The organism is Streptomyces sp. MB09-01 (genome assembly GCF_033794505.1).
Classification (GTDB): Bacteria; Actinomycetota; Actinomycetes; order Streptomycetales; family Streptomycetaceae; genus Streptomyces.
The window spans coordinates 1-25,808 of sequence record NZ_JARAYQ010000110.1 but is presented as its reverse complement, the minus strand read 5'-3'; the positions used below and the strand labels follow the sequence as shown (position 1 = coordinate 25,808).

Here is a 25,808-nt window from a genome sequence, read left to right as displayed (position 1 = left end):
GGTTTTTTTTTTTCTCGCTTTCTGGGGGGCTGGGAATTGTTTATAAGGGACGGGCCCCCCCTGTCCCCGGGGGCGGGCCGCCCGCCAGCGGGGTCAGGGTGGTCAGCCCGGTCGCCGCCGCGGCGGCGAACCCGGGCACCGCCTTGTGCAGCAGCGCCCACGCCCGGTCCAGCCTGCGCCGCCACTCCTCCGCCTCGCCGGTGCCGAGCCGGAGCCGGGGCGGGCGGGGGAAGCAGTTGCGGTACGGGTCGAGGTCCTCCAGCGCCACCGGGGCCGCGTCCGGCCCCGGCGACCAGGTGCGCACGGGCTGCCAGCGCGCGTCCCCCGCCGCGGGCCCGAAGCGGTGCTCGGTGCGCCCGTCCCGTACGGCGTACCCCTCGTCGGTGACGTGCAGCGCGGCCCGGCCCTCCGTGCCGGGCTCCCCGAGCCGCAGCAGCCCCAGCGTCGGCAGGTACACCTCGCCGTCCCGGTAGGCCACCTCGGCGGGCAGGTCCAGCCCGCCGCGCAGGACGGCCGCGACGGCCAGCGCGGTCAGCCTGCGCGCCGCCTCCGGACCGTCCTGCCGGCCCTCCCGGGCGGCGTCCAGGGCCGCCAGCACCCAGGTACGGGTGAAGGGGTGGTCCAGTACGGCGTCCAGCGCGTCCGCGCCCGCGTCCCCGGCCTGTTCCACGGCGGCCAGCAGCTCCCAGGCGCGCGTCCAGCCGGGATCGGCGCCGAGGTCCGCGTGGAGCCGGGCCAGCAGGAACCGGGTCAGCTCCTCCTGGGAACGGGCGAGTTCCGTGGGATCGGAGAGCTGCGGCGCGGTCTCCCGCAGGGCGGTGCGGCCCTCGACCCCGTCCACGAGCTCGCGCAGGTCGGTGCAGTAGACGGAGGGGTTGTCGAAGCCGTTGCGGTCGCGGTAGCGGTGGGTGTAGAGACCGCCGCCGCACGAACGTACGACGGGGCAGCGGCGGCACGAGTCACTGACGCCCGCGAGGCCCAGCTGCCGGGCGCGCACCCCGGGATGGGCCGCGACCTGGTCGAACGCATGGTCGAATACGTTGAACCCGGTGGCCGCGGCCCCCTCGAAGGCGCTCTTGAGGGAGTCCACCTGCTCCAGGGTCCCGTCGGTCTCGACGACGACGAGGTCCGTGGGCGCGAGGCCGAGCGACTCGGTGAGGCTGGGGCCGCCGCGCAGGGTGGAGAGCAGGGATTCGAAGAGCCGTACGGGCACCGGGCGGCCGAGGCGCTCCCAGTGGTCGAAGATCCGCAGGAGCCAGCGCGCGTACGCGTCGGGGGCGCCGTCCGGGCGGACCGGAGGGGTCTCCCAGGTGGCGTGCGGGAGCAGGAAGTCCACGCGCGGGGGCTCGAGTTCGACGAGCGCGTCCAGGACGGCCACGGGGTCGTTGGCCACGTCCACGGTGCAGAGCAGACCCTGGTAGAGGTGGCGGTAGGGATCCGAGCGGAGCAGCGCGACGGCGGCCAGGACCAGCGGGTGGCTCGTACGGCCGTCCGCGAAGCGGCGGTGGCGGTCGTTGGCGGCCCGGTCCCCGTCCAGGGAGATGCCGACCCGGACGCCGAACTCGTCGAAGAGGTCGAGGTAACGGGTGCTGAGCTGGAGGCCGTTGGTGTGGATCCGCAGGTCGAGGGCGGCGGTTCCGGTCAGCGCCCGGCTGAACTCCTCGCACACGAGGCGGAGCCGGGCGGTGCCCGCCAACAGGGGTTCCCCTCCGTGAAGAATCACCGTGACGGAGGGGAGTGCATGGTCACGGGCATGTTCGGCGAGCCGCGACGCGGTATGCGAAATTACCTCGGGGGAGATCACTTTCGGCCGGGCTCGCCAGCTCTGATCTGCATGTTCGTAGACATAGCAATGATCACAAGCAAGATCGCATCTGCTGTGAACTTTCAGGACGATCTCGCGAAATGCGATCAGGCCGGTCATTCCGCCAGTCTAGAGCGCTTACTTCGGTGTCAGAGCGCGGAGTTGAAGATCGGTGCCTGAACCGGACGACCGGATTCAGCCGGCAGCACGCGACCGAGCGTGGCCGCCGCGGAGGCGGTGTGGACGTCGATCTTGGCGAGCGGGACCCGGCGGGCCTTGACCGTGCTGGTCGCGGGGGTTGCGGAAGTGTTCACGACACCGTCCTTGGGGAAGCCATGTGGAATGGGCATGTGAATGACAACAGCGACGCGCTGCCGTCAAGCGTGGACTTTACTCGGCCACACCCCATTGGCAACCGAGACATGACGCCTGGTCAACCGTTCTATAGCAAGCTCGGCGTATTTCTCGACGTGGCTTATTCGGCCGTTCGCCGGACGGCAAGATCCTTTTCTTCCGGCGGCGGACGCGGACCTGGAGCCGGCCGGGGCCGCACCTGGGTCCGACCCCGGTGCGCCGGGGCCGCAATCCGTCGCCGACCTGGCCCGACCCGCCTCGGTTAGGTTGGGCGCATGACCACGTCGCCCCTGATCCTCCTGCTGTCCGGAAGTCTGCGCACCGGTTCCTCCAACGAGGCGGTGCTGCGGACCGCGCAGGCCGTCGCGGCGGAGACTCCCGCCCGCCCGCGCACCGTCCTGTACGACGGCCTGGCGGCGCTGCCCCACTTCAACCCCGATGACGACACGGACCAGTTGCCCGCACCGGTGGCCGGGCTGCGCGCGGCGATCGCCGCGGCGGACGCGATCCTGGTCTGCACCCCGGAGTACGCGGGCACCCTGCCGGGATCGTTCAAGAACCTCCTGGACTGGACGGTCGGCGGTACCGAGATCGGCGACAAGCCCGTGGCCTGGGTGAACGCGGCCGCCCCGGGCCGCGGCCAGGGCGCGGAGGCCACGCTGCGCACGGTCCTCGGCTACACCGGGGCCGCGGTCGTGGAGGAGGCCTGCGTACGGATCCCGGTGACCGCGGGGATGTCCGGCCAGGACGGGACGATCGCCGACCCGGAGGTCCGGGCGCGCATCGGCGAGGTGCTCGGCGTACTGGCCGGCCGGGGACGCCCGGACGTCCGGGACGGCCAGGGCGCCCCGGACGCCCCCTAGGCGGGCTGCTGTTCGCTGAGGGGCGGGATGGGCAGGTCGCGCAGCAGCCAGTTGAGGACGTCGGGCAGTGCGCGCAGGGCCGCGAAGTGCGCGGCGGCCGGCTCGATGGCGGTCGTGGCCCCCGGGATGCGGCGGGCCAGCCAGCGGGAATGGCCCACGGGGGAGAACACGTCGAGCTCCCCGTGCCAGATCAGCACCGGGCAGCGGATGCCGGCCGGGTCGAAGCCCCAGGGGCGGCTGAAGGCGAGGACGTCGTCGATCCAGCCGTACGCCGAATGGCGCAGCCCCTCACGGTAGTTCCGCAGCAGCATCGACCGCAGGCCCGCATCCGAGACGATCATGCGGTCGTTGTCGGTCAGCTCCCGGCGCAACTCGTCCAGCAGCCGGCCGGGGTCCTTGCGGATGCCGTCGGCCCGCGGGATCAGCCGGGCTGCCAGCTCCTCCGGGTCGGCGCTGGCGGTGGTGTACTCCTTGACGTTCGACGCGGCCATCCCGGCGAACCAGTCGAGGTCCTCCGCGTCCCGGGGGGCCAGGCCGACCATGGCCGCGGTCCGGGTGACCCGGTCCGGGAGCAGGGCGGCGCAGGCGAGGGCTCCGGCGGCGCCGCCGGAGCGGCCGGCCACCGCGAAGGTGTCCAGGCCGAGGGCGTCGGCGATGGCGGCCACGTCCTGGGCCACGTCGGCGACCGTGCGGCCCGGGTGGCGGTCGGAGCCGCCGTAGCCCGGTCTGTCGTAGGCGATGAGCTGCATGCGGCGTTGGTAGAGGACCATGCCCCGGGGGGCGGGGCCCAGGCGGCTGCCGGGCATGCCGTGGAGCAGGAAGACGGGCTTGCCGTCGGGATCGCCCCAGCGCTCGACGGTCAGAGCGCGCCCGTCCGCTGTGCGCACCTGATTGCGCACGCGCTCCCTCCTTCACGATCGGTGCGGGTCGTCACCGAGATTGTGCTCGCTGGGGGAGGAGTGCGGTAGGGCGCACTTCGTGCGAAATTCTTGTGAAGGCTTTCACGAGTGCACAGGATGCCTTTGGTCCTCTGGTATATGCCCAGGTCAAGTAGGGGTGCTTCGGGGCGCGAACGGGCGTGAGTGGCCCTTCGGTCGGCCCGGAAAGGCTTTTTCGGCACGGGCGCTTCCGCTTTTGCGTGTCGAATTGCGGCATCGGACTGAGTCGTCGGGAAAAATGCCGGTCGCACTCGGTCCGGTTCGAAATGAAGGAGTCGGATGCGCCTGGCCCGCTACGGCGTGGGGATCAGCAGGGCGGCTGCCGAGCGGGCCTGTCGCAGGGCCCGGACCCGGTCCGCGCCGCGCTGGCCCAGGACGACCCGGGTGCTCAGGCCGTCCAGCAGGGCGAGCAGCTCCGACGCCCGTCCGGGCACGTCCATGGGCGCGAAGCGGCCCTGCTCCACGCCCTTGGCCAGGAGCGCCTCCAGGTCCCGCTGCCAGCTCTCGTCGATCTCCTCCTGGGCCGCCTTCAGCGGCTCGTTGGAGGCGGTACGGGCCCACAGCTCGATCCAGAGCGTCCAGCGCGGGTCGCGCGGGCCCTCGGGGAGGTAGAGCTCCAGGTACTGGTCGAGCTTGCGCGCGGCCGTCGTCCTGCGGCCCAGCAGGGCCCGGCGCTCGCCGGTGAGCTGTTCCTCGCTCCAGCGCAGGGCCTCCAGCAGGAGCCGGTCCTTGCTGCCGAAGTAGTACAGGATGTGGCCGCCGCTGGTGCCGAGCCGCTCGGCCAGCGCCGACATGGTGAGCGATGCGAGGCCGTCCTCCGCGATCGCCGCCATGGCTTCTTCAAGCATCCGCTCCTGGGTGATCCGCCCGTCGCGCCGCCGTGCCGCCCCCGCTCCCGCTCGCGTCACCGGTCCCGCCCTCCGTCTCACCTGGCCCGACCTTATCCCGGACAGGGTCTTGACGGGGATGGGGTCCCGCCCTCATCTTGAATGCCATTCAAAAACTTAGAACGCCGTTCAAGATCAGAGGTGCAGCATGGCGCAGCAGACGGCCGACGTCGACGAGGTGTTCCGGGTCGAGACGCACGGGATCGATCCCATTCCCGACGCGGAGCGCCACGGCAGTGCCAAGGACCTCTTCTGGCTCTGGTTCGGCTCCAACCTCACCTTCACCTACGTGATCAACGGCGCCCTCGCCGTCGCCTTCGGGCTCTCCTTCTGGCAGGCCACCGCCGTGGTCGTGATCGGCGGACTGGCCTTCTTCGCCATCAGCGCCGCCGGACTCAGCGGCATCCGCACCGGCACCGCCACCCTCGTCATCTCCCGCGCCGCCTTCGGCGTGCGCGGCAACTTCCCGGCCGGCGTCCTCAACTGGGTGGTGAGCATCGGCTACACCATCGTCAACACCGTGGTCGGCACCCTCGCCCTGGAGGTCTTCTTCGCCGAGATCGGCTGGCAGGGCGGGGACGCGGGCCGCGCCGTCGCACTGCTCATCACCCTCGCGCTGACCTTCGCCGTCGCCATGTGGGGCCACGCCACCGTGCAGTTCGCCGAACGCTGGATGGCCTACGTCCTGGCCGCGGGCTTCGGCGTCCTGCTGCTCTTCGTCCTGCCCGGCGCCGACACCGCCGCCGCGGCCACCGCCCCCGGGCTGTCCGGCTGGAGCCTCGCCTTCGTGGTCATGTTCGCCGGGCCGTTCTCGTACGTGCCGATGCCCGCCGACTACACCCGCTACCTGCCCCGGACCACCTCGCTGCGGTCCATCACGTGGACGGGCGCGCTCGGCGGCTTCGTCTCCTCCGTGGCCCTCGGCGTCGCCGGCGTCGCAGCCGCCACCCAGACCGACATGACCGACGCGGTCGCGGGGGCCGAGAGCCTGCTGCCCGGCTGGTTCCAGCCGCTGTTCCTGGCCCTCGTACTGGGCGGCTCGGTCACCAACTCGATCATCACGCTCTACTCCTCCAGCCTGAACCTCCAGGTCCTCGGCATCCCGTGGAGCCGTGCCCGGGCCATCGTCATCAGCGCCGCCGTCACCGCCGTCGGCTCGCTGGCCGCCCTCTTCCTCACCGACTTCACCACCTCCCTGCTCTCCTTCCTCTCCCTCCTGATCATCGTCTTCGCCCCCTGGGGCGGGGTCTTCCTCGCCGACATGCTGCTGCGCCGCTGCCGCTACGACTCCGACGCGCTGCACGCGGGCAGTGCCGGCGCCTACTGGTACCGCGCCGGCTACCACCCCGCCGGCATGGCCGCCCTGCTCGCTGGCATGGCCTTCGCCGCCCTGACCTGCGACTCCGAACTGTGGACCGGGCCGCTGGTGGCCCCGCTCGGCGGCGCCGACCTCACCCTCCTCGGCTCGGTCGTCTCCGGACTCGCCTACTGGGCCCTCACCCGGCGCCGGGTACCGGCGTACGCCTCGGCCGCCTGACCGGGCCGCCGGTCTGCCCGGCTGCCCCCCGGTCCGACCGGGCCGCCCCGCCCGGCTGCCCGCCCCGTCGGCGGCCCGCACGAACGTCACATGCAATGGAGCACCCCCACATGGCACGCCACCCCTTCCCCGCCGACCTGCTGCTCACCGGAGCCCGCATCCACACCGTGGACCCGGACCTGCCCGAGGCCGAGGCCCTCGCCGTGCACGACGGCCGGATCGTCTGGCTCGGCCCGGACGACGAGGCCGCCGCTTGGGCCGGCCCGGGCACCGAGCGGATCGACGCCGGCGGGAAGCTGGTGCTCCCCGGCTTCATCGACGCGCACAACCACGTCCGGCTCGGCTCGGACGACGCCTGCGTGCAGCTCGCCGGAGTACGGACGCTGGACGGCATCCACGAGCGGATCCTGGCCTGGCGCGAGGCCGACCCGGACGCGGAGTGGATCGAGGCCGAGGCCTTCGACTACTCCGCGATCCCGGACGGCCGGATGCCCTGCGCCGCCGACCTGGACCCCGTCACCGGGGAGACCCCCGCGATCGTGCTCTCGTACGACGTGCACACGGCCTGGCTGAACACGGCGGCCATGCGGCGGCTGGGAGTCTCGCGGGACCGCACGGACCTCCCCTTCGGCACCGCGGCCGTGGACCCGCAGACCGGCGAACCCACCGGATTCGTCAATGACTTCGCCATCAAGGGGCTCTCGCGCGACGGCCACCGGGCACTGCGCGACCTGGGCGTCCCGTGGGCCTCGCCGGACCGGCAGTACGGGCGGCTCGCCAAGAGCCTCGACGACGCGATCGGCTTCGGCATCACCACCGTGGTCGAACCGCAGAACTCCCTCGACGACCTCGCCCTCTACGAGCGGGCCCGGGCGGAGGGGCGGCTGCGCTCGCGGATCGTCGCCGCCCTGTTCCACCCGCGGGGCACCACCGAGGAGGAGCTCGACGCCTTCGCGGCGGCCGCCCGTGCGTACGCGGGGGAGCGGCTGCGGGTCGGCCCGCTCAAGCTCTACATCGACGACGTGGTGGAGCCGCGCACGGCCGCGCTGCTGGAGCCGTACGCGGGCTGCGGCCACCACCGGGGCGAGACCTTCTACCCGGCCGAGGAGTTCGCGGAGCTGCTGGCGAAGCTGGACGCGCGCGGCTTCCAGTGCTTCGTCCACGCCACCGGCGACCGGGGCATCCGGACCGTCCTGGACGCGGTGGAGCACGCCCGGTCGGCCAACGGCCCGCGCGACGCCCGCCACCAGGTGGTCCACGTGGAATGCCTCGACCCCGAGGACGTGCCGCGCTTCGCGGAGCTGGGCGTGGTCGCGTGCATGCAGCCCAGGCACTGCGCACCGGAGATCGCGGGCCCCGGCCAGGACTGGGCGGAGAACGTCGGCGAGGGCCGCTGGCACAAGGCGTGGCCGATGCGCAGCCTGCACGAGGCCGGGGCGGTGCTGGCGTTCTCCAGCGACTGGAACGTGGCGGAGATGGACCCGATGGTCGGCATCTACACGGCAGTGACGCGCCGCCCCCTGTCCGGCGCGGGTCCGGCCTGGCAGCCGGCCGAGACGGTGGACGTGGCCACGGCGGTGCACGGCTACACGATGGGCTCGGCCCACGCCAACTTCCTGGACCGGGAACGCGGTTCGCTCACGGTGGGCAAGGCGGCGGACTTCGTGGTCCTCTCCCGCGACATCCTCGCCGTCCCGGCCCACGAGATCCCGGGCACGGTGGCCGAAATGGTGGTGGTGGCAGGCGAAATCGTCCACCGGGCGGCCTGAGTTCCGGCGGCCGGCCTGCCTAGGCTGATCCCGCACGGGCGCTCCGCCCGGGGAGAGGTGGGGGACGTGGTCACGCTCGTCGAGGTCGCGGTGCTCGCAGTCGTCGCACTGCTGGCCGGAACCCTGGCCCGCAGGGCAGTGGCCCGCCGGGCGGCCGGGCGCGCCGCGTCCGCCTCCGGCGGCGCCGTCGTGGCGGTCCCCTGCCGGGCACGGTGGCGGCAGGGGCTGCGGCAGCGCTTCTTCGGCTACGGGAAGCTGGGCGCTGGCGCGGACGGCACGGGCGCGGTGTTCAAGGCCCCGCTGCGCGGTGCGGTCCCGCTGCCGGTGGGCGGTCGGGCGGCCGTCCGGGAGAGCCTGCGACCGGGCATGCGGGTGCTGGAGTACCGGGCCCCGGACGGCAGCGCATCGACTTCCAGGTCTACGACGCCGAGGCCGGGCGCGCGGCCCGGCTGCTCGGGGTCCCGGACCGGCGGACCGGTGACCGCGGACCCGTGACCGGCGGACCTGTGAGCGGCGGACCTGTGACCGCGGACTGGTGACCGGCGGGGGCCCTCAGCGTTGGGGCCAGTACCAGAGGGGTTCGTCGAGGGGGCCCTCGCGGCCGGCCACCTCGGTTCGGCCGAACTTCTTGACCAGGGTGATGGTCTGCAGGTCCACCCGGTGCCGGCGGGTGCCGGCCGCCAGGGCCTCGGCCAGCGGGGCCGCGTGGGTGACCACCACCGTCTGGGTGTCCCGGCTCACCGTGAGGATCAGGTCGGCGAGCGGGGCCAGCAGGTCCGGGTGGAGGCTGGTCTCCGGCTCGTTGAGCACCATCAGGGCGGGCGGCCGCGGGGTCAGCAGGGCCGCCGTCCACAGCAGGTAGCGCAGGGTGCCGTCGGAGAGTTCGGCCGCGCCCAGCGGGCGCAGCAGGCCGTGCTGGTGGAGTTCCAGCTCGAAGCGGCCGTCGCGGTCGGTGACGGAGACCCGGCTGCCGGGGAAGGCCGCCGAGACCGCCTCGTCCAGCGCGGCGTGGTCCCCGATCTCGCGGATCGTCTGGAGCGCGGCCGGCAGGTCCGAGCCGTCGGCGCTGAGCACCGGCGTACGGGTGCCGACCCGCGGGGTGCGGGCGGGTGCCCCGGCGTCGGTGCGGACGTGGTCGTAGAACCGCCAGGACCGGATCAGGTCGCGCAGGGCGAGGAGGTCCGGGGCCAGCTGGGGGTCCGCGAGCTCGCTGAGCATGGAGTCGTACGGGCGCAGGGCGTTCTGCGTGCGGTGCCAGCCTCCGTCCGCGGTGCGGGTGCGTACAGCAGGCCCCGCACGGTCCGAGAGGAGCGCGGCGGGGCGCAGGACCGGGCCCGCCCACGTGCACTCGCGCTTGATCTCCGGGTCGAGGGCGAAGAGGGAGTCGGGGACCGGGGCCGGGTGCCCGAAGTCCACCGCGTAGCCGAACTCGTCGCCCGCAAAGCCCAGGCGGAGGCTGACCGGCTCGCTGCGGACCGTGCCCTGGAGCGGGTGGTGACCCTCGCGCACGGCCCGGCCCGCCTTCTCCGGCCCGGCCCACAGGGTGGAGGGCAGTCCGCCCTCTCCGGCCAGCGCCGCGATCGCCCCGCCGCGCGCGGAGTCGGCGAGCAGGCGCAGCGAGCGGTAGAGGCTGGACTTGCCCGTGCCGTTGGCCCCCGTCACGACGGTGAGCCGGCCCAGCGGGACGACCAGTCTGCGCAGGGAGCGGTAGTTCTCGACGGCGAGCGTGGTGATCACGTGACGATCACGTCCCGGGCGTCCCCCGCGGTCACCGGGCGTCGGTCCCCTCGCCCGCGAAGCGGGGTACCGAGGGGGCGTCGTCGGGGAGCCCGCTGCCCACGGCGGCCCCGGGCCGGCCCTTGCGGGACACCGCGCAGGCCAGGGTGACCGCCGAACCGACCAGCGCCCAGGCGGCCAGCACCAGCAGCGGGCCGCCCGCGCCGTTCCCCTTGAAGTACGTGATGGAGCGCGCCGCGTACGTGCCGGCGCCCGGTGGCAGGGCCGGGCCGATGGCGCTCCAGAACGGCGGCAGCAGCGGGTAGGGGTAGGCACCGCCGGCGCTCGGGTTGCCGAGCACCACGACCAGCAGGATCGCGAGGCCGATGCCGATCACGCCCGCCACCCCCTGGAAGGCGAGGGTGATCGCGCCGACCGCGAAGACGACCAGGGTGCCCAGCCCCCACAGCCCCAGGATGCTGCCGGGCAGCGCGCCCAGGATCGGGCCCGCGATGACCGTGCCGAGCAGCCCGGCGGCGATCGCGTACACGAGCAGCGCGCCGAGCCGGATGACGGCGCGGTGTGCGTTGGCGGGGCGGGCGCCGGCGCTGATCGCGAGGATCGCGGCGCACAGGTAGCCGCCCACGCACCAGCCGATCACCAGGTAGAAGGAGCTCAGGCCGCGGCTGTCGCCCTTGCCGGCCGGGGCCACGTCGGTGACCCGCAGGGTCCGTCCCTGGGTCTTCTCGACGAAGCCGACGATCTCTTCCACGGCCTGGGACAGCGAGGCGCCGGCGCCGGAGGCGACCAGCAGCCGGTCGGTCGTGCCGGCCGGGTCGACGATCAGCGCGGCATCGACGTCCCGGTGCCTGACCTGGTCGAGCGCCGCGGCCTCGTCCTTGACCACGCTGGGGTCGAGCGGGTCGCCGGGCAGCGCGCCGAGCTGATTCGCGGTCTGCTGGGCGACCGGGGCGAGGGGCGCGGCCACGGCGATCGGGATCTCGCCGGCCTTCGGATGGTGGAAGGCCCCGATGTACGAGGTGATGAAGGCGAGCTGGAGGACCAGCACCCCCAGGACCAGCAGGGCTGCCCGGGTGGTCACAGCGTCCTTGACCTCGGCGAGGAAGCCTGTGGACGGGCCTGCATCGGTGCTCTCGGTGGGCTGGGTCATGTTTCACACGCTCGGCGTACCGGGGGCGGGGCGCAGCAGGGGAAGGCCGAATGGATGACCCCGGAGGATCGAACAGATGTTTCGCACGAATATTCGAATTACTCTATGGTGGGAGTGGGGGAGGAGGTGTTCAACGAGCGAAGCAGGAGGCCGCGGGTGCCCGGTTTTACGCATCTGCACACCGTTTCGGGGTTCTCCGTGCGCTACGGAGGCTCGCACCCCGAACGGCTGGCGGAGCGTGCCGCCGAGCGGGGCATGGACGCCCTCGCCCTGACCGACCGCGACACCCTCGCGGGCACGGTGAGGTTCGCGAAGGCGTGCGCGAAGGCGGGGATCCGGCCGTTGTTCGGTGTGGACCTGGCCGTGTCGCCTCCGGTGGGGTCGGCCGGGTCGGGGGGCCCGGCCGGCTCCGCCGGAGGCGGTGCGGCCGGCGCGCGTACGGGCCTCGGAGCATCCGCATCCGCATCCGCATCCGGCTCCGGCGGTCGGGCGGGCTCCGCCGAGGCCTCGTACCGCCGTCGCACCCCCGTCAAGGGCGGGGCCTTCGTCGACGAGTCCGCCGCGCGGGCCGTCTTCCTGGCCCGGGACGGTGCCGCCGGATGGGCCGAGCTGTGCCGGATGGTCACCGCCGCCCACGCCGGTGCCGACGGGCCCGGCCGGACCGGAGCCGACGGTGCCGCGCCCCCGCGGGCGGCCGGCGAGCAGCCGGTGCTGCCCTGGTCGGCCCTGCGCGGAGAGGGCGTCTTCGTCCTCCTCGGGCCCGGCTCCGAGGTGGGGCGGGCGCTCGCCGCGGGACGCCCCGACCGGGCCGCCCGGCTGCTCGCGCCCTGGCGGGAGGTCTACGGCGACTCCCTGCGCCTCGAGGCCGTCCACCACGGCCGCACCGGCACCGGGCCCGGCTCGCTGCGGCTGGCCGCCCGTACCGTCGGATTCGCCGCCGAACAGGGCGTCCGGGCCGTGCTCACGAACGCCGTCCGCTACGCCGACCCCGGTCAGGGCCCGGTCGCCGACATCCTCGACGCGGCCCGCCGCCTGGTCCCCATCGACCCCCGCGGCCCCCTCGACAGCGGCGAACGCTGGCTCAAGGCCCCGGCCGCCATGGCCGAGGCGGCCGACCGCATCGCGCAGGCCGCCGGCCTGCGCCCCGCCGACGCCAGACGCCTGCTCGCGGAGACCTCCCGTACCGCCGAGGCCTGCGCCGTGGACCCCGAGGACGACCTCGGCATGGGCTCCGTGCACTTCCCCGAGGCCCGGCTCGTCGGCGCCGCCCACCGCAGCGCCCAGCGCGTCCTCACCTCCCGGGCCTCGGCGGGCATGGTGCTGCGCGGGTACGCGGACGACCGCGCGTACTGGGAGCGGATGCACCACGAGCTCGACATCATCGCCTACCACGGTTTCGCCTCGTACTTCCTGACGGTTGCTCAAGTAGTCGATGACGTACGGGAGATGGGGATCAGGGTGGCCGCCCGCGGCTCCGGCGCCGGCTCCCTCGTCAACCACCTGCTCGGCATCGCGCACGCCGACCCCGTCGCGCACGGGCTGCTGATGGAACGCTTCCTGTCCAAGCGCCGGCGCGTCCTGCCCGACATCGACATCGACGTGGAGTCCGCCCGCCGGCTGGAGGTCTACCGGCGCATCATCGACCGGTTCGGCACCGAGCGCGTGGCCACCGTCTCCATGCCCGAGACCTACCGGGTCCGGCACGCCGTCCGCGACGTCGGCGCCGCCCTGTCCATGGACCCGGCCGTCATCGACCGGCTCGCCAAGGCCTTCCCGCACATCCGGGCCCGCGACGCCCGGGCCGCGCTGGCGGAACTCCCCGAACTGCGCGACGTACGGGGGGAGTCGCACGGGCGGCTGTGGGAGCTCGTCGAATCCCTGGACGCGCTGCCGCGCGGGATCGCCATGCACCCGTGCGGGGTGCTGCTCTCCGACGCCTCCCTGCTCGCGCGTACGCCCGTGGTGCCGACCAGCGGCGAGGGCTTCCCCATGTCCCAGTTCGACAAGGACGACGTGGAGGAGCTCGGGCTGCTCAAGCTGGACGTGCTGGGCGTGCGGATGCAGTCCGCGATGGCGCACGCCGTCGCGGAGATCCGGCGCGGCACGGGGGAAGAGCTCGACCTGGACGACCCGGCGCAGGTGCCGCCGGGGGACCGGGCCACGTACGAGCTGATCCGCTCGGCCGAGACGCTGGGCTGCTTCCAGATCGAATCGCCGGGCCAGCGCGACCTGGTGGGGCGGCTGCAGCCGTCGACCTTCCACGACCTGGTCGTCGACATCTCCCTCTTCCGGCCGGGGCCGGTGGCCGCCGACATGGTGCGGCCCTTCATCGAGGCCCGGCACGGGCGGGCGCCGGTCCGCTTCCCGCACCCGGACCTGGCGGACGCGCTGCGCGAGACGTACGGGGTGGTGGTCTTCCACGAGCAGATCATCGAGATCGTGCACGTCATGACCGGCTGCGGGCGGGACGAGGCGGACCGTGTGCGGCGCGGCCTGTCCGACCCGCAGTCGCAGGCGCGGATCAAGGTCTGGTTCGCGGCGAAGGCGGGCGAGCGCGGCTATCCGGTGGAGGTGATCGCCCGTACCTGGGAGATCGTCGAGGCCTTCGGCAGCTACGGCTTCTGCAAGGCGCACGCGGTGGCCTTCGCGGTGCCCACCTACCAGTCGGCGTGGCTGAAGGCGCACCACCCGGCGGCCTTCTACGCCGGGCTGCTGACCCACGATCCGGGGATGTACCCGAAGCGGCTGCTGCTGGCGGACGCGCGGAGACGGGGCGTACCGGTGCTGCCGCTGGACGTGAACCGGTCGGCGGCCGCCCATCGCATCGAACTGGTGTCCGATGTGGCTGCTCGGGCGGTGTGGGGACTGCGCCTGGGGCTTTCCGACGTCCACGGCATCAGCGGGGCCGAGGCCGACCGGATCGAGGACGGGCAGCCGTACGCCTCCCTGCGCGACTTCTGGGACCGGGCGCACCCCGGCCGCCCGGTCGCCGAACGGCTGGCACAGGTAGGGGCGTTGGACGCCTTCGGCGCCAACCGGCGTGACCTGCTGCTGCACTTGACCGAACTGCACGGAGCGCAGCGGGCGGCCGGGGTCCGCGGACCCCAACTCCCGCTGGAGGGAGGCCGGTCCACGGCCTCCGTCGGACTGCCCGACCTCACCGAGGCGGAACGGCTCAGCGCCGAGCTGGGCGTCCTCGGCATGGACGCCTCGCGGCACCTGATGGGGGACCACCACGCCTTCCTGGCCGAGCTGGGGGTGGTACCGGCGCGCCGGCTGCGGGGCACCGCGCACGGGCAGACCGTACTGGTCGCGGGTGCCAAGGCGGCCACCCAGACCCCGCCGATCCGGTCCGGGAAGCGGGTCATCTTCACCACGCTGGACGACGGGACGGGCCTGGTCGACCTGGCCTTCTTCGACGACAGCCACGAGCGGTGCGCGCACACCGTCTTCCACTCCTTCCTGCTGCTGGTACGGGGGGTCGTGCAGCGGCGGGGCCCGCAGAGCCTGAGTGTGGTCGGGGCGGCGGCGTGGAACCTGGCGGAGCTGGCGGAACTGCGGGCGACGGGCGGCCTGGACGCGGTAGCGGCACGGCTGGCAGCCGAGCCGGTCGCCTCCGGCGGCGACGGCGGTGCCGACAGTGACGCGGGCGATGGCGGTGACGGCGGTGACCGCGCGGCGGGGGAGGCGAGGGTCCCCGAGCGCCGGATCCGCATGTCCACGGGGTACGAGATGAACCCGTGGGCCGACCTCCAGCCCCCCGGCGCCGGCCCCGCGACCGGCCGCAAGCTGTGGCACTCCAGCCCGGGGAGCGCGGGATGACCTCCGACCGGGTCACGGATGCGGGGGCTGGAGCCCACGCCGCCCCGGCGGCCGCCGGCCCGGGCGCACCGGCGGGATCCCCGCGGGTGGCCGCCGGCCGGGCCGTGATGTGCCTGCGGCTGCACCCCGCCGGCGGGGGACCGCTCGGGGCCGAGGCGTACGCCGGGGTGCTCGCGCTGCTCGGCGGGATCACCCCGGCCGTGCAGGCCCTGGCGCCCGACACCGCCCTCGCCGACGTCCGGGGCGCGCTGCGCTACTTCGGCTGTGACGCCCGCCGGCTGGCCGCCGTGATCCGGGTCCGGGCCCTCGCCCTGTACGGCGTGGACGCCGCCGTCGGCGTGGCCGGCAACCCCATGCTGGCCCGGGCCGCGGCCCGCGAGGCCCGGCCCGGGGGAACCCTGGTGATCCCCGACGAGCCCGCCGCCGTAAGGGAGTTCCTGGCGGGCAAGCCCGTCACCGTGCTCGACGGGATCGGCCCCAAGGCAGCCCGCACCCTGTGCTCCTACGGCCTCGACTCCGTCGGCCGGGTCGCCGAGGCCCCGCCCGCCGCCCTGCGGCGGATCCTCGGCGCCCGGCTCGGCCGCGAGGTGCACGAACGCGCCCTCGGCATCGACCGGACCCCCGTCCGGCCGGGCGCGGCCGCCCGCACCATCGCCGCCGAGCGGCTCTTCGACCGGGACGAGCTGGACCCCGTGCGGCACCGGCGGGCCCTGCTCTCGCTGACGGAGGAGCTCGGCGCGAAGCTTCGTACACAAGGACCGGGCCGGGGGCAGGTCTGCCGGACCCTCTCGCTCACCGTCCGCTGCGCGGACCGCACCACGCTCACCCGCACCCGCACCCTGGCCGAATCCACCGCGCACTCGGCGGCCCTGACCGCCGCGGCGTACGCCCTCTACGAGGGCCTCGGCCTGCAACGGGCCCGGGTCCGCGCGCTGTCCCTGCGGGCCGAAGGGCTGACCCCGGCCGAACAGGCCGTGCGGCAGCTCAGTTTCGACCCCGAGGACGAGAAGGCCCGCCGGCTGGAAGCCGTCACGGACCGGGTCCGCGCGCGCTTCGGACCGCAGGCCATCGCCCGTGGCTCGCTGGCCGCCTGACGGACGATCGGGCGACACTCGAGTTTTTACCGACGCGTAACTTCCCTGTGTTGCTACTCACCCGTAATTTAGCGGCAGCAGCGCCCCCTTGTGATCCGGATCACGGGACGAACCCCCACGCCCCATCCCCTTGAGTCGAACGCAAGGAGATCACACGATGCTGCCCTGGAGACGCCTGCTCCGCCCGCTGGCCGTCCTCACCCTCACCGCCGCCGCACTCGTCGCCCCCACCGGCGCAGCGCAGGCCGCATCCGCACCCAGCAGTGGCTGGAACAACTGGTCCTGCAAGCCGTCCGCCGCGCACCCGCGCCCCGTCGTCCTCGTCCACGGAACCTTCGGCAATTCCTGGGACAACTGGCTCGGCCTCGCCCCGTACCTCGTGCACCGCGGGTACTGCGTCTACTCGCTCGACTACGGCCAACTGCCGGGCGTACCCCTCTTCAACGGGCTCGGCCCCATCGACAAGTCCGCCGGGCAGCTCGACGTATTCGTCGACAAGGTGCTCGCCGCCACCGGCGCGCCCAAGACCGACATCATCGGGCACTCCCAAGGCGGCATGATGCCGCGCTACTACCTGAAGTTCCTCGGCGGTGCGCAGAAGGTCAACGCGCTCGTCGGACTCGCACCCGACAACCACGGCACCACCCTGCTGGGATTCACCAAGCTCCTGCCGTACTTCCCCGGGGCCGAGGACCTGATCAGCAGCGCCACCCCCGGCCTCGCCGACCAGATCGCCGGATCCGCCTTCCTGCAGAAGCTCAACGAGGGCGGGGACACCGTGCCCGGGGTGAAGTACACGGTGATCGCCACCAAGTACGACGAGGTGGTGACGCCGTACCAGAGCGGCTTCCTGAACGGGCCGAACGTACGCAACGTGGTGCTCCAGGACCTGTGCTTCCTGGACCTCTCGGAGCACGTGGCCATCGGGATCACCGACCGGATCGCCTGGCACGAGGCGGTCAACGCCCTCGACCCGGCCAACGCCGAACGGACCACCTGCGCCTCCGTCTTCGACTGACGGGTGGCGCGGGCGGTCCGCGGCGCTGAACGGTTCACCGGTTCAGCGCTTCACGGTTCAGCGCTTCACGACGTTACGGCTTCACGGCTTCACGGCTGCACTGGTTTCACGGCTGCACCGGTTTCACGGTGAACTAGCGGCCGTGGCGGCTCGCGGTCGTCGCACGGCGGCGGGCCAGTCCGAACAGCACGGCCGCGCCGACGGCCAGGGCGCCGGCCCCGGCGATCGCGATCGCCGGGGTGGCGCCGTTGCCGCCCGTCTCCGCGAGGTTGCGGCCGCCCGGGGCCTGGGAGGGCACCGGAACGGAGGCGGCGTCGGTGCTGCCGTTCGTCTTCGGGTCGTTGTCGCCGTGGCCGTTGTGCTCGACGGTGGACTTGTCCGCGCCCGCGGCGATCTGCTGGTCCGTCGGGGCCGACGGCTCGTCGGACGGCTTGGAGCCGGCGTCGGGGCCGGTGCCGGGCTTGGCACTCGCCGACGCAGACGCCGACGCCGCCGTGCTGGGCTTGGCGCTCGGCTTGCTGCCGCCGCCCCCGCCCCCGTTGTCCTTGCCGAAGACCACGTCGGAGCAGGTGTAGAAGGCCTCCGGGCTGTCGGAGCGCTGCCAGATGCTGTAGATCAGGTGGCGGCCGGACTTGTTCGGGACGGTCCCCGAGAAGACGTAGTCGCCGTTCTGCATGCCGGGGTCGGTGGCCTTCGCGAACGGAGCGGACTCCAGGTCGGACCACTTCAGCGGCTTCGTCGGGTCGTACCCGTCCTTCGTCACGTACAGCTCGAAGGAACCCTTGTGCGGGGCCGTGCCCTTGTAGCGGAAGGTGTGCGCACCGGCGGTCATCGGACTGGCCGGCCAGTCGGCCCGGGGCAGGTCCAGACCCTGGTACTTGTCGTTGCCGGCGGAGCACAGCTGGCCGTTCGGGATCAGCGCCTGGTGGTTCCCGGCCGCGTTGGCGATGTTCACCGCGTTCCAGTCGTAGAACGCCTGCGCCCCGCTGGACGCCACGGCCGCCTTGCAGGCCGCCGACTTCGGCGCCTCCGGCCCCTCCGCGTAGCACGCCGCGACCCGGCTGACCGGGTCCGTCATCGAGCCGTGCGCGACCGCGGGAGCGGCGGCGTAGGCGGCCAGCGCGAGCGGGGTGACACCGGCGGAGGCGATACGGGTCAGCGTCACGGAACGGCGACGTGCGGACATGGGTGGATCTCCTTCGGGCACAAGGCAGGGGTGCGCCAGCGGAACCGGAATCGGGTCCAGCGGCGCCGCCCCCCGGCGGCGCCACACCGGCCCTTCCTGTCCTGGCCCGGCCAAGCTAGCCCCCCGCACCACGCCTTTCGCCTGCTCCGGCCCCCTGGAGCGGATCTTTAGGGTCCTCTTAAGGTCGAGGTAAGAGGGGCCTCAGGAAGCGGCGCTGCGGAGCCCCTGCACCCCAAGGGTTCCGGCTCCCCACCATGACAGTCCAGGCAGATCCGGCTTGTGCTGCCTCCGGTGGCTCCCCGACTGGCTGTCCGGGTCCCACCGCTGACGTTCATGCCGAGTTTTTGACGGAGGGCGGCGTGACGTTGGGCGGATGCAGTGCGCGCCGACCGCTGTAAGGCCCCTGAGCGTAGACTCGAACATGTGTCCGATCTGTCGCCTGACCTGCCCCGCCTCTACATGCTGGCGACGTACCTCCGCCTGGAACTAGCCAGGGTCGAGGACAAGATCGGGCAGGCCGAGAAGCACGCCGCGCAGGAAGCCGCACGTCGCCCGCCCACAGCTCCGCCAGCCTGGCTGATCGAGCAGGGTATCGGCGTCGGCCGCGCCCCGGTCCGCGTGCACGTCGGCTCCTGCTGGGACACGCGCTCCCGGTGCCTGTCCACGGACCGCGACATGGCCCGCCGGGCGCTCGCCGAGGGAGTTGGGTGTGCACGCACTGCCGGCCGGACGCCGCCCTCGGCGTGCTCGACTGACCGGACGGCCGCACCCTGGAGGTATGGCCGACAGTGTGTACGTCGTCGTCCACCCGCTCGCCGGAGACGGCGGCCGGGCCGTCGTGGCACACGTCCACGCCGAGGACCGAGCCCTGGGCATCGCGCACGCCTACCCTGGTGTGGAGGAGCTGCTCCGCGCGGCCGGCCTGGAGACGGCGGAGGGCTGGCCCCCGATCCGATGGCTCGGCGGGGGCCCGGAGGAGTGGGGCGAGTGAGGCTCCGGATGCCCTGCCGGGGCGTCCGCGGCACGCTGGAGCCATGGAGCATGCGCCGATCCTCGTGCACCGGATCTCCGCGTCGGGCGGCCGACGGGTCGTGATCCGGATCCGCGGCGTCGACACGGTGCTCGGTGTCGCGCATAGCGACCGGGATCTGATCGAGTTCCTGCGGCGCCTCGACGTCCCGGACCCGGAGGAGATCGTGTTCGGCGACTCGCCGGTCATCGCCTGGCAGGGCGGGCAGGCGCACGTCTACGAGGTCGAGGGCGACGAGCCGTGACCGCTCCCGGCCCGGCCGTTACCCGGGCGTGGATTTCGACGCCCTGATGGCCCAGCCCGGCGACCGGCTCCCGCTCCTCGCCCGCGGCGAGGCGCGGCGCGCTCATCGCCCTCCTCGGGCACTTCGCCGAAGGAGCAGACGAGAACCTCCGGCTGGCCGCGAGCGGGATCCAGGCCCGCATCGGCATGGGGCTCCCCGCCGAACAGACGCGCACGGTCGTAGCCGTTTCTGAAGATCACCTCACGATCGCCCACGCCCAGTGGAGGGGGAAGGCCGTGCGGAACATGGCCGAGCTGGTTGAAGCCCCTGATGGGAAGCCGGGGAGACCCAGCAAGTCGTTGTCTCTCGAACAGGGAGAGGCCATCCTGCGGGCAGCCGGAGTGGGCACCTGGATCACGCCTACACGGTGCTGTCGTTCGTTGGGACGCGGCCGGAGGAGACGAGCCCGCTCCCCTGGAAGCACGTGCACACGGCACCTGCGGACCGGCGCAAGCCTCACGTTGACGTGTGGCGTTCAGTGCGCCGCCACGGAGACACGAAGACGTTGAAGAGCGTCGTTCCCTGGCCGTGCCAAGGCAGGTGGCTGCGGTGATGGAGGCTCACCGCACGCGGCAGCAGGCCGAGGTGAAAACCGCCGGCCGGGAGTGACACACCGAAGATCTCGTCTTCCCCACGGAGAACGGCGAGTTGCGGACCGCCCTGGACGTGCGGCGGAACTTCCGTCGCCTTCTGGTCGAGGCCGGCATCGAGCAGCCGAAGGACTGGGCGACGAGAGAGCTCCGCACGACCTTCGTCTCGTTGCACTCCGACCACGGGTCCCCACCGAGGTCATCGCACGCGTCGTCGGGCACAGCGGCAGCAACACGACCGAGCGCGTCCACCGGAAGCAACCGGGCTTCGGGAGGGTTTCCGTCCGTGTGCGGGGCTACGCTCCGGGGATGAGGCGAGCAGAGGTTCTCAAGCGAGTCATCGGCATCCTCACGGAGGCCCAGGAGATCCGCCGGGCGGCAGAGGCGGGCGAGGACGACGACGGTCCGGCCGCGGAGAGAGTGGTCACCAACCTGCTGAACGAGATGCTGCCCTCGATCAGCGTGCCGGCCGACTCGTCCCCCGAGCAGGTGGCCCGGTTGGTCGCCGAGGCGCTCGGTCCTGCACTGCAGACCATGGTCGCCGGGTTCAGCCTGGCCTTCACGAGTCTCGCCATCGTGCACGACGACGGCCAGACGGACGTCTCCGCGATCGAGGTCCTGCAGAGGCTCGCCCTCGAGGTGGAGGCCGGGTTCTTCGACGAGGGCGCGTAGACGGACGGAGAGGCGGACGGAGAGACGGACCGGCCGGCTCGGCGAGGCGGGGCCGCCGGGGCCTGCCTCGCCCGGCCGCTCCTACGCGAGGAGGGCGCCCAGGCCGGCCGCCGAGCGGGCCTGGTCGTCCAGGGCGTCGAGGGCCCGGACGGCCTGCGCGGCCGCCTCCGGGTCGCTCGTGGCGAGCCCGCTCTCGGCGAACTCGTCCTCGTCCAGGCGCAGTACGGCGGTTCCGTCCGCCGAGACCCACAGGTCGAGGTCCAGGTCCTCCACGAGGATCTCCCCGGCCTGCACCAGGGCCGGGCGCGTCACGTCGCAGTACCAACCCTTGAGGACGCCGTCGCCGGTCCACACCTCCTTGACCGCATACCAGCGCGTGCGCCAGAAGTGCTCGACGAACACGTCGCCCGGCTCGAAGCGGACGAAGCCGAAGTCACGTACGCCCTCGGCCGCCCAGGGCGCGCGGACGGAGATCCGGTCGCCGTCGTCGGCGACCTGCGCCGCCGGGTAGCGGATCTTGGTGCGTCCGGCCTTGGTCAGGACGACGGTCAGTTGCTCGGTCACGCTGTCTCCAGTTCCTTCGTGCGGTGCTTCGTGAGCTTCTTCGTGAAGCGGGTTTCTGTCGCGCAGATCTCGTACCCGAACCGCTTGTTGACGGCGAGCATCGGGGCGTTGCCGGCGTCGTTGCCGGTGAAGGCCTCGGTGTACCCGGCCGCGCGGGCCCGGTGCAGGGACTCCGCCTTGGCGAGCTTGGCCAAGCCCCGCCCGCGGAAGGCGCGCAGGGTGCCGGTCATCCCCGAGGCGTAGCGGGTGGCGCCGTCGGTCCGGGCCAGCGTGAAGGCGGCCACCACCCCGTCGACCAGCACGACGGTGGTGAGCTCCTTGTCGAGGGAAGGGCTGTTCCACCTGTGCGCGAGCCAGTGCTCGTAATCGTCGAACTCGGCCGCCACATCGCCCGGTTCGTCGGACGTCGTCTCGGCGTCGGCCTCGAAGAGCGGCCGCGGGTTGGCGGCGAAGGCCGAGCCGGAACGCAGTTCGACCCCGGCCGGGAGCGGCAGCGGGAGCACGGGCGGCGCGGCCGCCGCCAGGTCCAGGCGCAGGAAGTGCGCGGACCGGCCGGGGCGGTAGCCGCGCCGCTCGGCGAAGGCGCGGTGCGCGGGCTCGTCGAGGACCCAGGCGTACGCGTCCACCGCGCCCCGCTCGGTGAGGTGCTCCTCGGCCGCGCGGAGCAGGAGCGGGCCGGCGCCCAGACCCCGGCGCGCGGGGTCGACGTACGCGTTGAGGTACCCCTGGCCCGGCTGCGGGCTGTCGTGGGCGATGCCGGTCTCGGCCGTGCCGACGACCTCGCCGCCCGGGGTCTCGGCGACGAGGATGCGGTGGTGGCTCGCGGGGTGGGCACAGGACAGCTCGAAGGCCACGCCCTCGACGGTGCTGATCATGAACGGCAGGGCCGCGCGACGGACGCGCACGACGGCCTCCACGTCCGGGAGGTCGCCCGGGCGGAGGTCGCGGATCAAGGCGGTCATGCGGTAGACGCTACGGGCGCTTTCGCGCCGGGCGCCTCCCAATTTACCGGCGATGGGGGACAATCACCCGCGTGACCTCGACAAACCTGAAGATCACCATCGACGGCTCGGCCGGGTCGGCCGCCCCGTACGAACAGCTGCGCGCCCAGATCGCGGACCGGGCCCGGTCGGGGCAACTGCCGGCCGGCTTCAAACTGCCGACGGTACGGGGGCTGGCCGAGGAGCTGGGGCTGGCCGCGAACACCGTCGCGAAGGCGTACCGGGCGCTGGAGGCGGACGGGGTGATCGAGACGCGGGGCCGGAACGGGACCTTCGTCGCGGCGGCGGAGGGCGCGTCCCGCGAGGCCGCTGCTGCTGCGCAGGCGTACGCGGAGCGGGCCCATCGCCTGGGCCTGACGCAGGCCGAGGCGGTCGAGGCCGCCACCGAAGCCCTCCGGGCCAGGTACGCCGCCCGCTGACTGCCGGAGCTCGGCCCCCGATCCCTACGACGCTCCGAGCCGGACCCCACGGCGCTTCGCCCCAGACCCCTGCGGCGCTCCGCCCCCGATCCCTATGGCGCGCCGAGCCGGACCCTGCGGCGCTCCGCCCCCGATCCCTGCGGCGCTCCGCGCCCGCGCCTCAAGCGCCGGCGGGGCCGGACCACAGCGGCGGCTACAGGTACAGCCCCGCCTCCGACGTGTGCGGCTGCGGCGGCAGGATCGCCGCCGGGCCGGAGCCGCGCCGCAGGGCGAAGAGCTCCGCCAGGCTGGCGCCCTCGCGGGAGACACCCTCGTCCGTGCCCAGCCAGTCCACCGCCTCCCGGTGGGTCAGCCGGCCGACCTCGATGCGGGCCAGGCAGCGCCCCGGCCGGACCACCGCCGGGTGGAGCCGTTCCAGGTCCTCGTTGGTGGTCACGCCGACCAGCACGTTGCGGCCCTGCCCCAGCAGTCCGTCCGTCAGGTTCAGCAGCCGTGACAGCGCCTGCCCGGCGGTGTGCCGTGCCTCGCCGCGGATCAGCTCGTCGCAGTCCTCCAGGAGCAGCAGCCGCCAGCGGCCCTTCGACGTGCCCTCGTCCTCGCCGATCGCGATGTCCATCAGGTAGCCCACGTCGTTGAACAGCCGCTCCGGGTCCAGCACGCAGTCCACCTGGCACCAGTCCCGCCAGGACCGGGCCAGTGTGCGCAGGGCGGAGGTCTTGCCCGTGCCCGGCGGGCCGTGCAGCAGGAGCAGCCGGCCCGCGATGTCGTCGGGGGTCAGCTTCATCAGCCGGTCCATCGCCCCGGCCACCGGCGCGGTGTAGTTGGGGCGCACCTCCGCCCAGGTCCCGGCCGCGATCTGGCGGGTCGTCCGGTACGGGCCGCGGCGCGGGGAGACGTACCAGAAGCCCATCGTGACGTTCTCGGGCTGCGGTTCGGGTTCGTCCTGAACCCCTTCCGTGGCCTCGCCGAGCACGCTTTCCGCGAGTTCGTCGCTGACCGCCGTCACGGTGACGTCCGCGCCCCGGCTCCAGCGGGAGACGAGCATGGTCCAGCCCTCGCCCTCGGCGAGGGTGGCGCTGCGGTCGCTGTCGCGTGCCGAGCGCAACACCGTGGCCTCCGCCGGCAGGAGGGTCGCGTCCGGCTTGACCCGCTCGATCGACACGCTGTGCGAGTACGGCTGCTCACCGGTGGCGAACCGGCCGAGGAACAGCGCGTCGACGACGTCCGACGGCGAGTCGCTGTCGTCGACGTTGAGCCGGATCGGCAGCGCGTCATGCGGGTTGGCTGGCATGGCGCCCATGATCCGGCACACCGTGCCCTCGTGCACCCGTGTTTCGCCGGATCGGGTGCCCAAGTTCCCTCTTCAAACGCATTCGGAGTGAAGATTCGGGCCGCAACTCCGCCCCGAACATTCTTGGCATGGACACTTCCAGTGAGGCTCGGCTGCTTGTACCACGGACTCAGGAGTAACCCCCACAAGGAGCCGCACACATGAGCATGAGACTGTCGCGCTTCGCTGCCCTCACCTCCTCCGCCTTACTCGCCGCGGGCGCCGCCCTGTTCGGCGCCCCCCAGGCCTCCGCCGCCGCCGACTTCGGCTACGTCGCCCTCGGTGACTCGTACTCCTCCGGCGTCGGCGCCGGCAACTACGACAGCGCGAGCGGCAACTGCAAGCGCACCCCCCGCGCCTACCCGGCCCTGTGGGCCGCCGCCCATTCCCCCCAGACCTTCTCCTTCACCGCCTGCTCGGGCGCTCGTACGGGTGATGTCCTCGCCAACCAGCTCGCCCCGCTCAACTCCGGCACGGACCTGGTCAGCATCACCATCGGCGGCAACGACGCCGGATTCTCCGACGTCATGACGACCTGTGTGCTCCAGTCCGAATCCACCTGCGTCAACCGCGTGAACCAGGCCAAGGCCTACGTGGACTCCACCCTCCCCGGCCAGCTCGACCAGGTCTACAACGCCATCGACACCCGGTCGCCCGCCGCCCGTGTCGTCGTCCTCGGCTATCCCCGTTTCTACAAGCTGAACGGCACCTGCACCACCGGCCTGACCGAGGGCGAACGCGCCGCCATCAACGGCGCGGCCGACCACCTCAACGCCGCCATCGCCAAACGCGCCGCGAACCACGGCTTCACCTTCGCCTCGGTCGCCGGCTCCTTCACGGGCCACGAGATCTGCTCCGGCAACGCGTGGCTGCACAGCGTCAACTGGCTGAACATCGGCGAGTCGTACCACCCGACCGCCGCCGGACAGTCCGGCGGCTACCTGCCCGTCTTCACCAGCGCGGCCTGATCCGCCCGACCTGCCGCGGGGCTCGCCGCGGCGCTCGCCGTCGGCGAGGGCGGTGACGCACTCGCCGCAGGGGAGGAGGCCCCGGCCGTCGGGGTCTCCTTCCTGCACGTCACGGAGGTGGCGACCCACTGGGTGGTCGCCTCCGCCGGCCCCCGCACCTCCAACCGCACCGCGTCCTCGAAGGTCGAGTCCGGGACGTGCGTGAGCTCGACGTGCTCCAGCCGCCGGCTCCGCGGCCCGGCCGCCTCGTACGTGACGGACTGCCAGCCGGGACCGGACGTCCGCCCGCTCCGCGTGGCCCAGCGGTACTCCAGCACCACAGGGATCCGCTCCACCTCGACGGTCGCGGTGAAGGCGGGCGCGCGTTCCCCGGGCGGCGGACAGCTTCCGGTGTAGGCGGAGCGGACGACGTCGACGTACACCGAGACGTGCTGACCCGCGCCGGCCGAGGCGGAAGCCGAGACCGAGGCCGACGGCGAGGCGGACGCAGTGGCCGAGGGGCTCGTGGTGGCGGTACCGGCGGTGGTCGCCGCGCCCGTCGGAGCACCTGCGCCGCCTCCGCGGCCGTCCGTGTCCCCGCGGTCCTTCAGCAGCACCCAACCCAGCGCGACCAGGGCGAGCGCCAGTACCGCGATCCCGGCCGCCAGCACCAGTCCGGCCCGGCCCTCGCGTTCCGCCGGTCCGGGCCCCGCAACGGGCCTCGGCGGCGTGGGCTGCCCGTACGGTCCCGCCGGCGTGCCGTGCGCGCCCTGCGCGCCGGCGGGACCGTACGGGCAGCCCACGCCGCCGAGG

22 protein-coding genes and 2 pseudogenes are annotated in these 25,808 nt (G+C 73.2%); 13 read left to right on the top strand and 11 right to left on the bottom strand.

Annotation, left to right across the window (positions count from 1 at the left end; all coding sequences use genetic code 11):
* Nucleotides 1–40: 40 nt before the first annotated feature.
* Both fxsBH and fxsA read right to left on the bottom strand, forming a co-directional pair.
* A complete protein-coding gene (gene fxsBH / locus PV721_RS22695; RefSeq protein ID WP_416371154.1) occupies nt 41–1,924 on the bottom strand; it encodes a radical SAM/SPASM protein FxsBH, inactivated beta-hydroxylase extension form in 1,884 nt (627 codons plus the stop codon).
* Nucleotides 1,925–1,953: 29 nt separating this feature from the next.
* Entirely contained in the window at nt 1,954–2,118 is a 165-nt protein-coding gene (gene fxsA / locus PV721_RS22690; RefSeq protein WP_319727240.1) for an FxSxx-COOH cyclophane-containing RiPP peptide, read from the bottom strand.
* Between the two features lie 315 nt (nt 2,119–2,433).
* On the opposite strand from fxsA, the gene PV721_RS22685 reads away from it, so the two are divergent.
* Nucleotides 2,434–3,021, top strand: a complete 588-nt coding sequence (locus PV721_RS22685; protein ID WP_319727239.1) for an NADPH-dependent FMN reductase — start codon at nt 2,434–2,436, stop codon at nt 3,019–3,021.
* Here the strand turns inward: PV721_RS22685 and PV721_RS22680 are convergent.
* Nucleotides 3,018–3,920, bottom strand: a complete 903-nt coding sequence (locus tag PV721_RS22680; protein WP_319727237.1) for an alpha/beta hydrolase — start codon at nt 3,918–3,920, stop codon at nt 3,018–3,020. The two genes, PV721_RS22685 and PV721_RS22680, sit on opposite strands and share 4 nt — an antisense overlap.
* Nucleotides 3,921–4,252: 332 nt before the next feature.
* Nucleotides 4,253–4,807, bottom strand: coding sequence for a TetR/AcrR family transcriptional regulator (locus tag PV721_RS22675; RefSeq protein WP_319727244.1), 555 nt, complete (start codon nt 4,805–4,807; stop codon nt 4,253–4,255).
* A gap of 187 nt (nt 4,808–4,994) precedes the next feature.
* On the opposite strand from PV721_RS22675, the gene PV721_RS22670 reads away from it, so the two are divergent.
* The 3 genes from PV721_RS22670 to PV721_RS22660 all read left to right on the top strand — a co-directional run bounded on the left by PV721_RS22670 (nt 4,995) and on the right by PV721_RS22660 (nt 8,647).
* A complete protein-coding gene (locus PV721_RS22670; protein ID WP_319727235.1) occupies nt 4,995–6,383 on the top strand; it encodes a purine-cytosine permease family protein in 1,389 nt (462 codons plus the stop codon).
* Nucleotides 6,384–6,493: 110 nt separating this feature from the next.
* Nucleotides 6,494–8,152, top strand: a complete 1,659-nt coding sequence (locus tag PV721_RS22665) for an amidohydrolase (protein WP_319727233.1) — start codon at nt 6,494–6,496, stop codon at nt 8,150–8,152.
* Between the two features lie 66 nt (nt 8,153–8,218).
* Nucleotides 8,219–8,647: a hypothetical protein gene (locus PV721_RS22660; RefSeq protein ID WP_319727232.1), complete on the top strand. Its 429-nt coding sequence runs from the start codon at nt 8,219–8,221 to the stop codon at nt 8,645–8,647.
* 57 nt (nt 8,648–8,704) lie between these two features.
* On the opposite strand, the gene PV721_RS22655 is transcribed toward PV721_RS22660, so the two are convergent.
* Both PV721_RS22655 and PV721_RS22650 read right to left on the bottom strand, forming a co-directional pair.
* On the bottom strand, nt 8,705–9,889 hold the full coding sequence (locus PV721_RS22655) for an AAA family ATPase (RefSeq protein ID WP_319727230.1): 1,185 nt from the start codon (nt 9,887–9,889) through the stop codon (nt 8,705–8,707).
* A gap of 31 nt (nt 9,890–9,920) precedes the next feature.
* Complete coding sequence (locus PV721_RS22650) at nt 9,921–11,039, bottom strand: DUF3533 domain-containing protein (RefSeq protein WP_319727228.1); 1,119 nt, start codon at nt 11,037–11,039, stop codon at nt 9,921–9,923.
* A 156-nt stretch (nt 11,040–11,195) separates the two neighbouring features.
* Between PV721_RS22650 and PV721_RS22645 the strand changes: the two genes are divergently transcribed.
* From PV721_RS22645 to PV721_RS22635, 3 genes are all read left to right on the top strand, one after another.
* The gene (locus PV721_RS22645) at nt 11,196–14,861 is read left to right on the top strand and encodes a DNA polymerase III subunit alpha (RefSeq protein ID WP_319727227.1); all 3,666 of its coding nucleotides are present in this window, start codon (nt 11,196–11,198) and stop codon (nt 14,859–14,861) included.
* Nucleotides 14,862–14,968: 107 nt separating this feature from the next.
* Nucleotides 14,969–15,955, top strand: coding sequence for a hypothetical protein (locus PV721_RS22640; RefSeq protein ID WP_319727242.1), 987 nt, complete (start codon nt 14,969–14,971; stop codon nt 15,953–15,955).
* Nucleotides 15,956–16,112: 157 nt separating this feature from the next.
* On the top strand, nt 16,113–16,973 hold the full coding sequence (locus PV721_RS22635) for an esterase/lipase family protein (RefSeq protein ID WP_319727225.1): 861 nt from the start codon (nt 16,113–16,115) through the stop codon (nt 16,971–16,973).
* Between the two features lie 133 nt (nt 16,974–17,106).
* On the opposite strand, the gene PV721_RS22630 is transcribed toward PV721_RS22635, so the two are convergent.
* Entirely contained in the window at nt 17,107–18,159 is a 1,053-nt protein-coding gene (locus PV721_RS22630) for a lytic polysaccharide monooxygenase (protein ID WP_319727222.1), read from the bottom strand.
* Nucleotides 18,160–18,618: 459 nt separating this feature from the next.
* On the opposite strand from PV721_RS22630, the pseudogene PV721_RS22625 reads away from it, so the two are divergent.
* From PV721_RS22625 to PV721_RS22610, 4 genes and pseudogenes are all read left to right on the top strand, one after another.
* Nucleotides 18,619–18,804, top strand: a pseudogene (locus PV721_RS22625) (hypothetical protein); the annotation flags it as partial.
* A 133-nt stretch (nt 18,805–18,937) separates the two neighbouring features.
* Nucleotides 18,938–19,150: a hypothetical protein gene (locus PV721_RS22620; RefSeq protein WP_319727221.1), complete on the top strand. Its 213-nt coding sequence runs from the start codon at nt 18,938–18,940 to the stop codon at nt 19,148–19,150.
* 43 nt (nt 19,151–19,193) lie between these two features.
* The gene (locus PV721_RS22615) at nt 19,194–19,433 is read left to right on the top strand and encodes a hypothetical protein (RefSeq protein ID WP_319727220.1); all 240 of its coding nucleotides are present in this window, start codon (nt 19,194–19,196) and stop codon (nt 19,431–19,433) included.
* A 938-nt stretch (nt 19,434–20,371) separates the two neighbouring features.
* Entirely contained in the window at nt 20,372–20,734 is a 363-nt protein-coding gene (locus tag PV721_RS22610) for a hypothetical protein (RefSeq protein WP_319727219.1), read from the top strand.
* Nucleotides 20,735–20,815: 81 nt separating this feature from the next.
* Here PV721_RS22610 and PV721_RS22605 read toward each other — a convergent pair whose 3' ends face one another.
* The gene (locus tag PV721_RS22605; protein WP_319727217.1) at nt 20,816–21,298 is read right to left on the bottom strand and encodes a DUF402 domain-containing protein; all 483 of its coding nucleotides are present in this window, start codon (nt 21,296–21,298) and stop codon (nt 20,816–20,818) included.
* Nucleotides 21,295–22,260 carry a GNAT family N-acetyltransferase gene (locus PV721_RS22600; protein ID WP_319727216.1) on the bottom strand — a complete coding sequence of 322 codons (966 nt, stop codon included), beginning with the start codon at nt 22,258–22,260 and terminating at the stop codon, nt 21,295–21,297. Before PV721_RS22600 ends, PV721_RS22605 begins: the two co-directional genes overlap by 4 nt.
* 71 nt (nt 22,261–22,331) lie before the next feature.
* Between PV721_RS22600 and PV721_RS22595 the strand changes: the two genes are divergently transcribed.
* Nucleotides 22,332–22,718: a GntR family transcriptional regulator gene (locus PV721_RS22595; RefSeq protein WP_319727215.1), complete on the top strand. Its 387-nt coding sequence runs from the start codon at nt 22,332–22,334 to the stop codon at nt 22,716–22,718.
* 193 nt (nt 22,719–22,911) lie between these two features.
* On the opposite strand, the gene PV721_RS22590 is transcribed toward PV721_RS22595, so the two are convergent.
* Nucleotides 22,912–24,009 (bottom strand): DUF5925 domain-containing protein, encoded by a 1,098-nt coding sequence (locus PV721_RS22590; protein WP_319727214.1) that lies wholly within the window; start codon nt 24,007–24,009, stop codon nt 22,912–22,914.
* Between the two features lie 206 nt (nt 24,010–24,215).
* Between PV721_RS22590 and PV721_RS22585 the strand changes: the two genes are divergently transcribed.
* Nucleotides 24,216–25,016, top strand: coding sequence for an SGNH/GDSL hydrolase family protein (locus PV721_RS22585; RefSeq protein ID WP_319727241.1), 801 nt, complete (start codon nt 24,216–24,218; stop codon nt 25,014–25,016).
* On the opposite strand, the pseudogene PV721_RS22580 reads toward PV721_RS22585, so the two are convergent.
* Nucleotides 24,986–25,808 (bottom strand): annotated as a pseudogene (locus tag PV721_RS22580) (serine/threonine protein kinase); the annotation flags it as partial. The gene PV721_RS22585 and the pseudogene PV721_RS22580 sit on opposite strands and share 31 nt — an antisense overlap.

Excerpts from the sequence above, each read along its gene's own strand:
- PV721_RS22685 (WP_319727239.1), top strand. The coding sequence starts at position 2,434 with ATGACCACGTCGCCCCTGATCCTCCTGCTGTCCGGAAGTCTGCGCACC.
- PV721_RS22590 (WP_319727214.1), bottom strand. The coding sequence starts at position 24,009 with ATGCCAGCCAACCCGCATGACGCGCTGCCGATCCGGCTCAACGTCGAC.
- PV721_RS22640 (WP_319727242.1), top strand. The coding sequence starts at position 14,969 with ATGTGCCTGCGGCTGCACCCCGCCGGCGGGGGACCGCTCGGGGCCGAG.
- PV721_RS22675 (WP_319727244.1), bottom strand. The coding sequence starts at position 4,807 with ATGCTTGAAGAAGCCATGGCGGCGATCGCGGAGGACGGCCTCGCATCG.
- PV721_RS22585 (WP_319727241.1), top strand. The coding sequence starts at position 24,216 with ATGAGACTGTCGCGCTTCGCTGCCCTCACCTCCTCCGCCTTACTCGCC.
- PV721_RS22600 (WP_319727216.1), bottom strand. The coding sequence starts at position 22,260 with ATGACCGCCTTGATCCGCGACCTCCGCCCGGGCGACCTCCCGGACGTG.
- PV721_RS22620 (WP_319727221.1), top strand. The coding sequence starts at position 18,938 with ATGGCCGACAGTGTGTACGTCGTCGTCCACCCGCTCGCCGGAGACGGC.
- PV721_RS22615 (WP_319727220.1), top strand. The coding sequence starts at position 19,194 with ATGGAGCATGCGCCGATCCTCGTGCACCGGATCTCCGCGTCGGGCGGC.
- PV721_RS22650 (WP_319727228.1), bottom strand. The coding sequence starts at position 11,039 with ATGACCCAGCCCACCGAGAGCACCGATGCAGGCCCGTCCACAGGCTTC.
- PV721_RS22610 (WP_319727219.1), top strand. The coding sequence starts at position 20,372 with ATGAGGCGAGCAGAGGTTCTCAAGCGAGTCATCGGCATCCTCACGGAG.
- PV721_RS22670 (WP_319727235.1), top strand. The coding sequence starts at position 4,995 with ATGGCGCAGCAGACGGCCGACGTCGACGAGGTGTTCCGGGTCGAGACG.
- PV721_RS22635 (WP_319727225.1), top strand. The coding sequence starts at position 16,113 with ATGCTGCCCTGGAGACGCCTGCTCCGCCCGCTGGCCGTCCTCACCCTC.
- fxsBH (WP_416371154.1), bottom strand. The coding sequence starts at position 1,924 with ATGACCGGCCTGATCGCATTTCGCGAGATCGTCCTGAAAGTTCACAGC.
- PV721_RS22630 (WP_319727222.1), bottom strand. The coding sequence starts at position 18,159 with ATGTCCGCACGTCGCCGTTCCGTGACGCTGACCCGTATCGCCTCCGCC.
- PV721_RS22665 (WP_319727233.1), top strand. The coding sequence starts at position 6,494 with ATGGCACGCCACCCCTTCCCCGCCGACCTGCTGCTCACCGGAGCCCGC.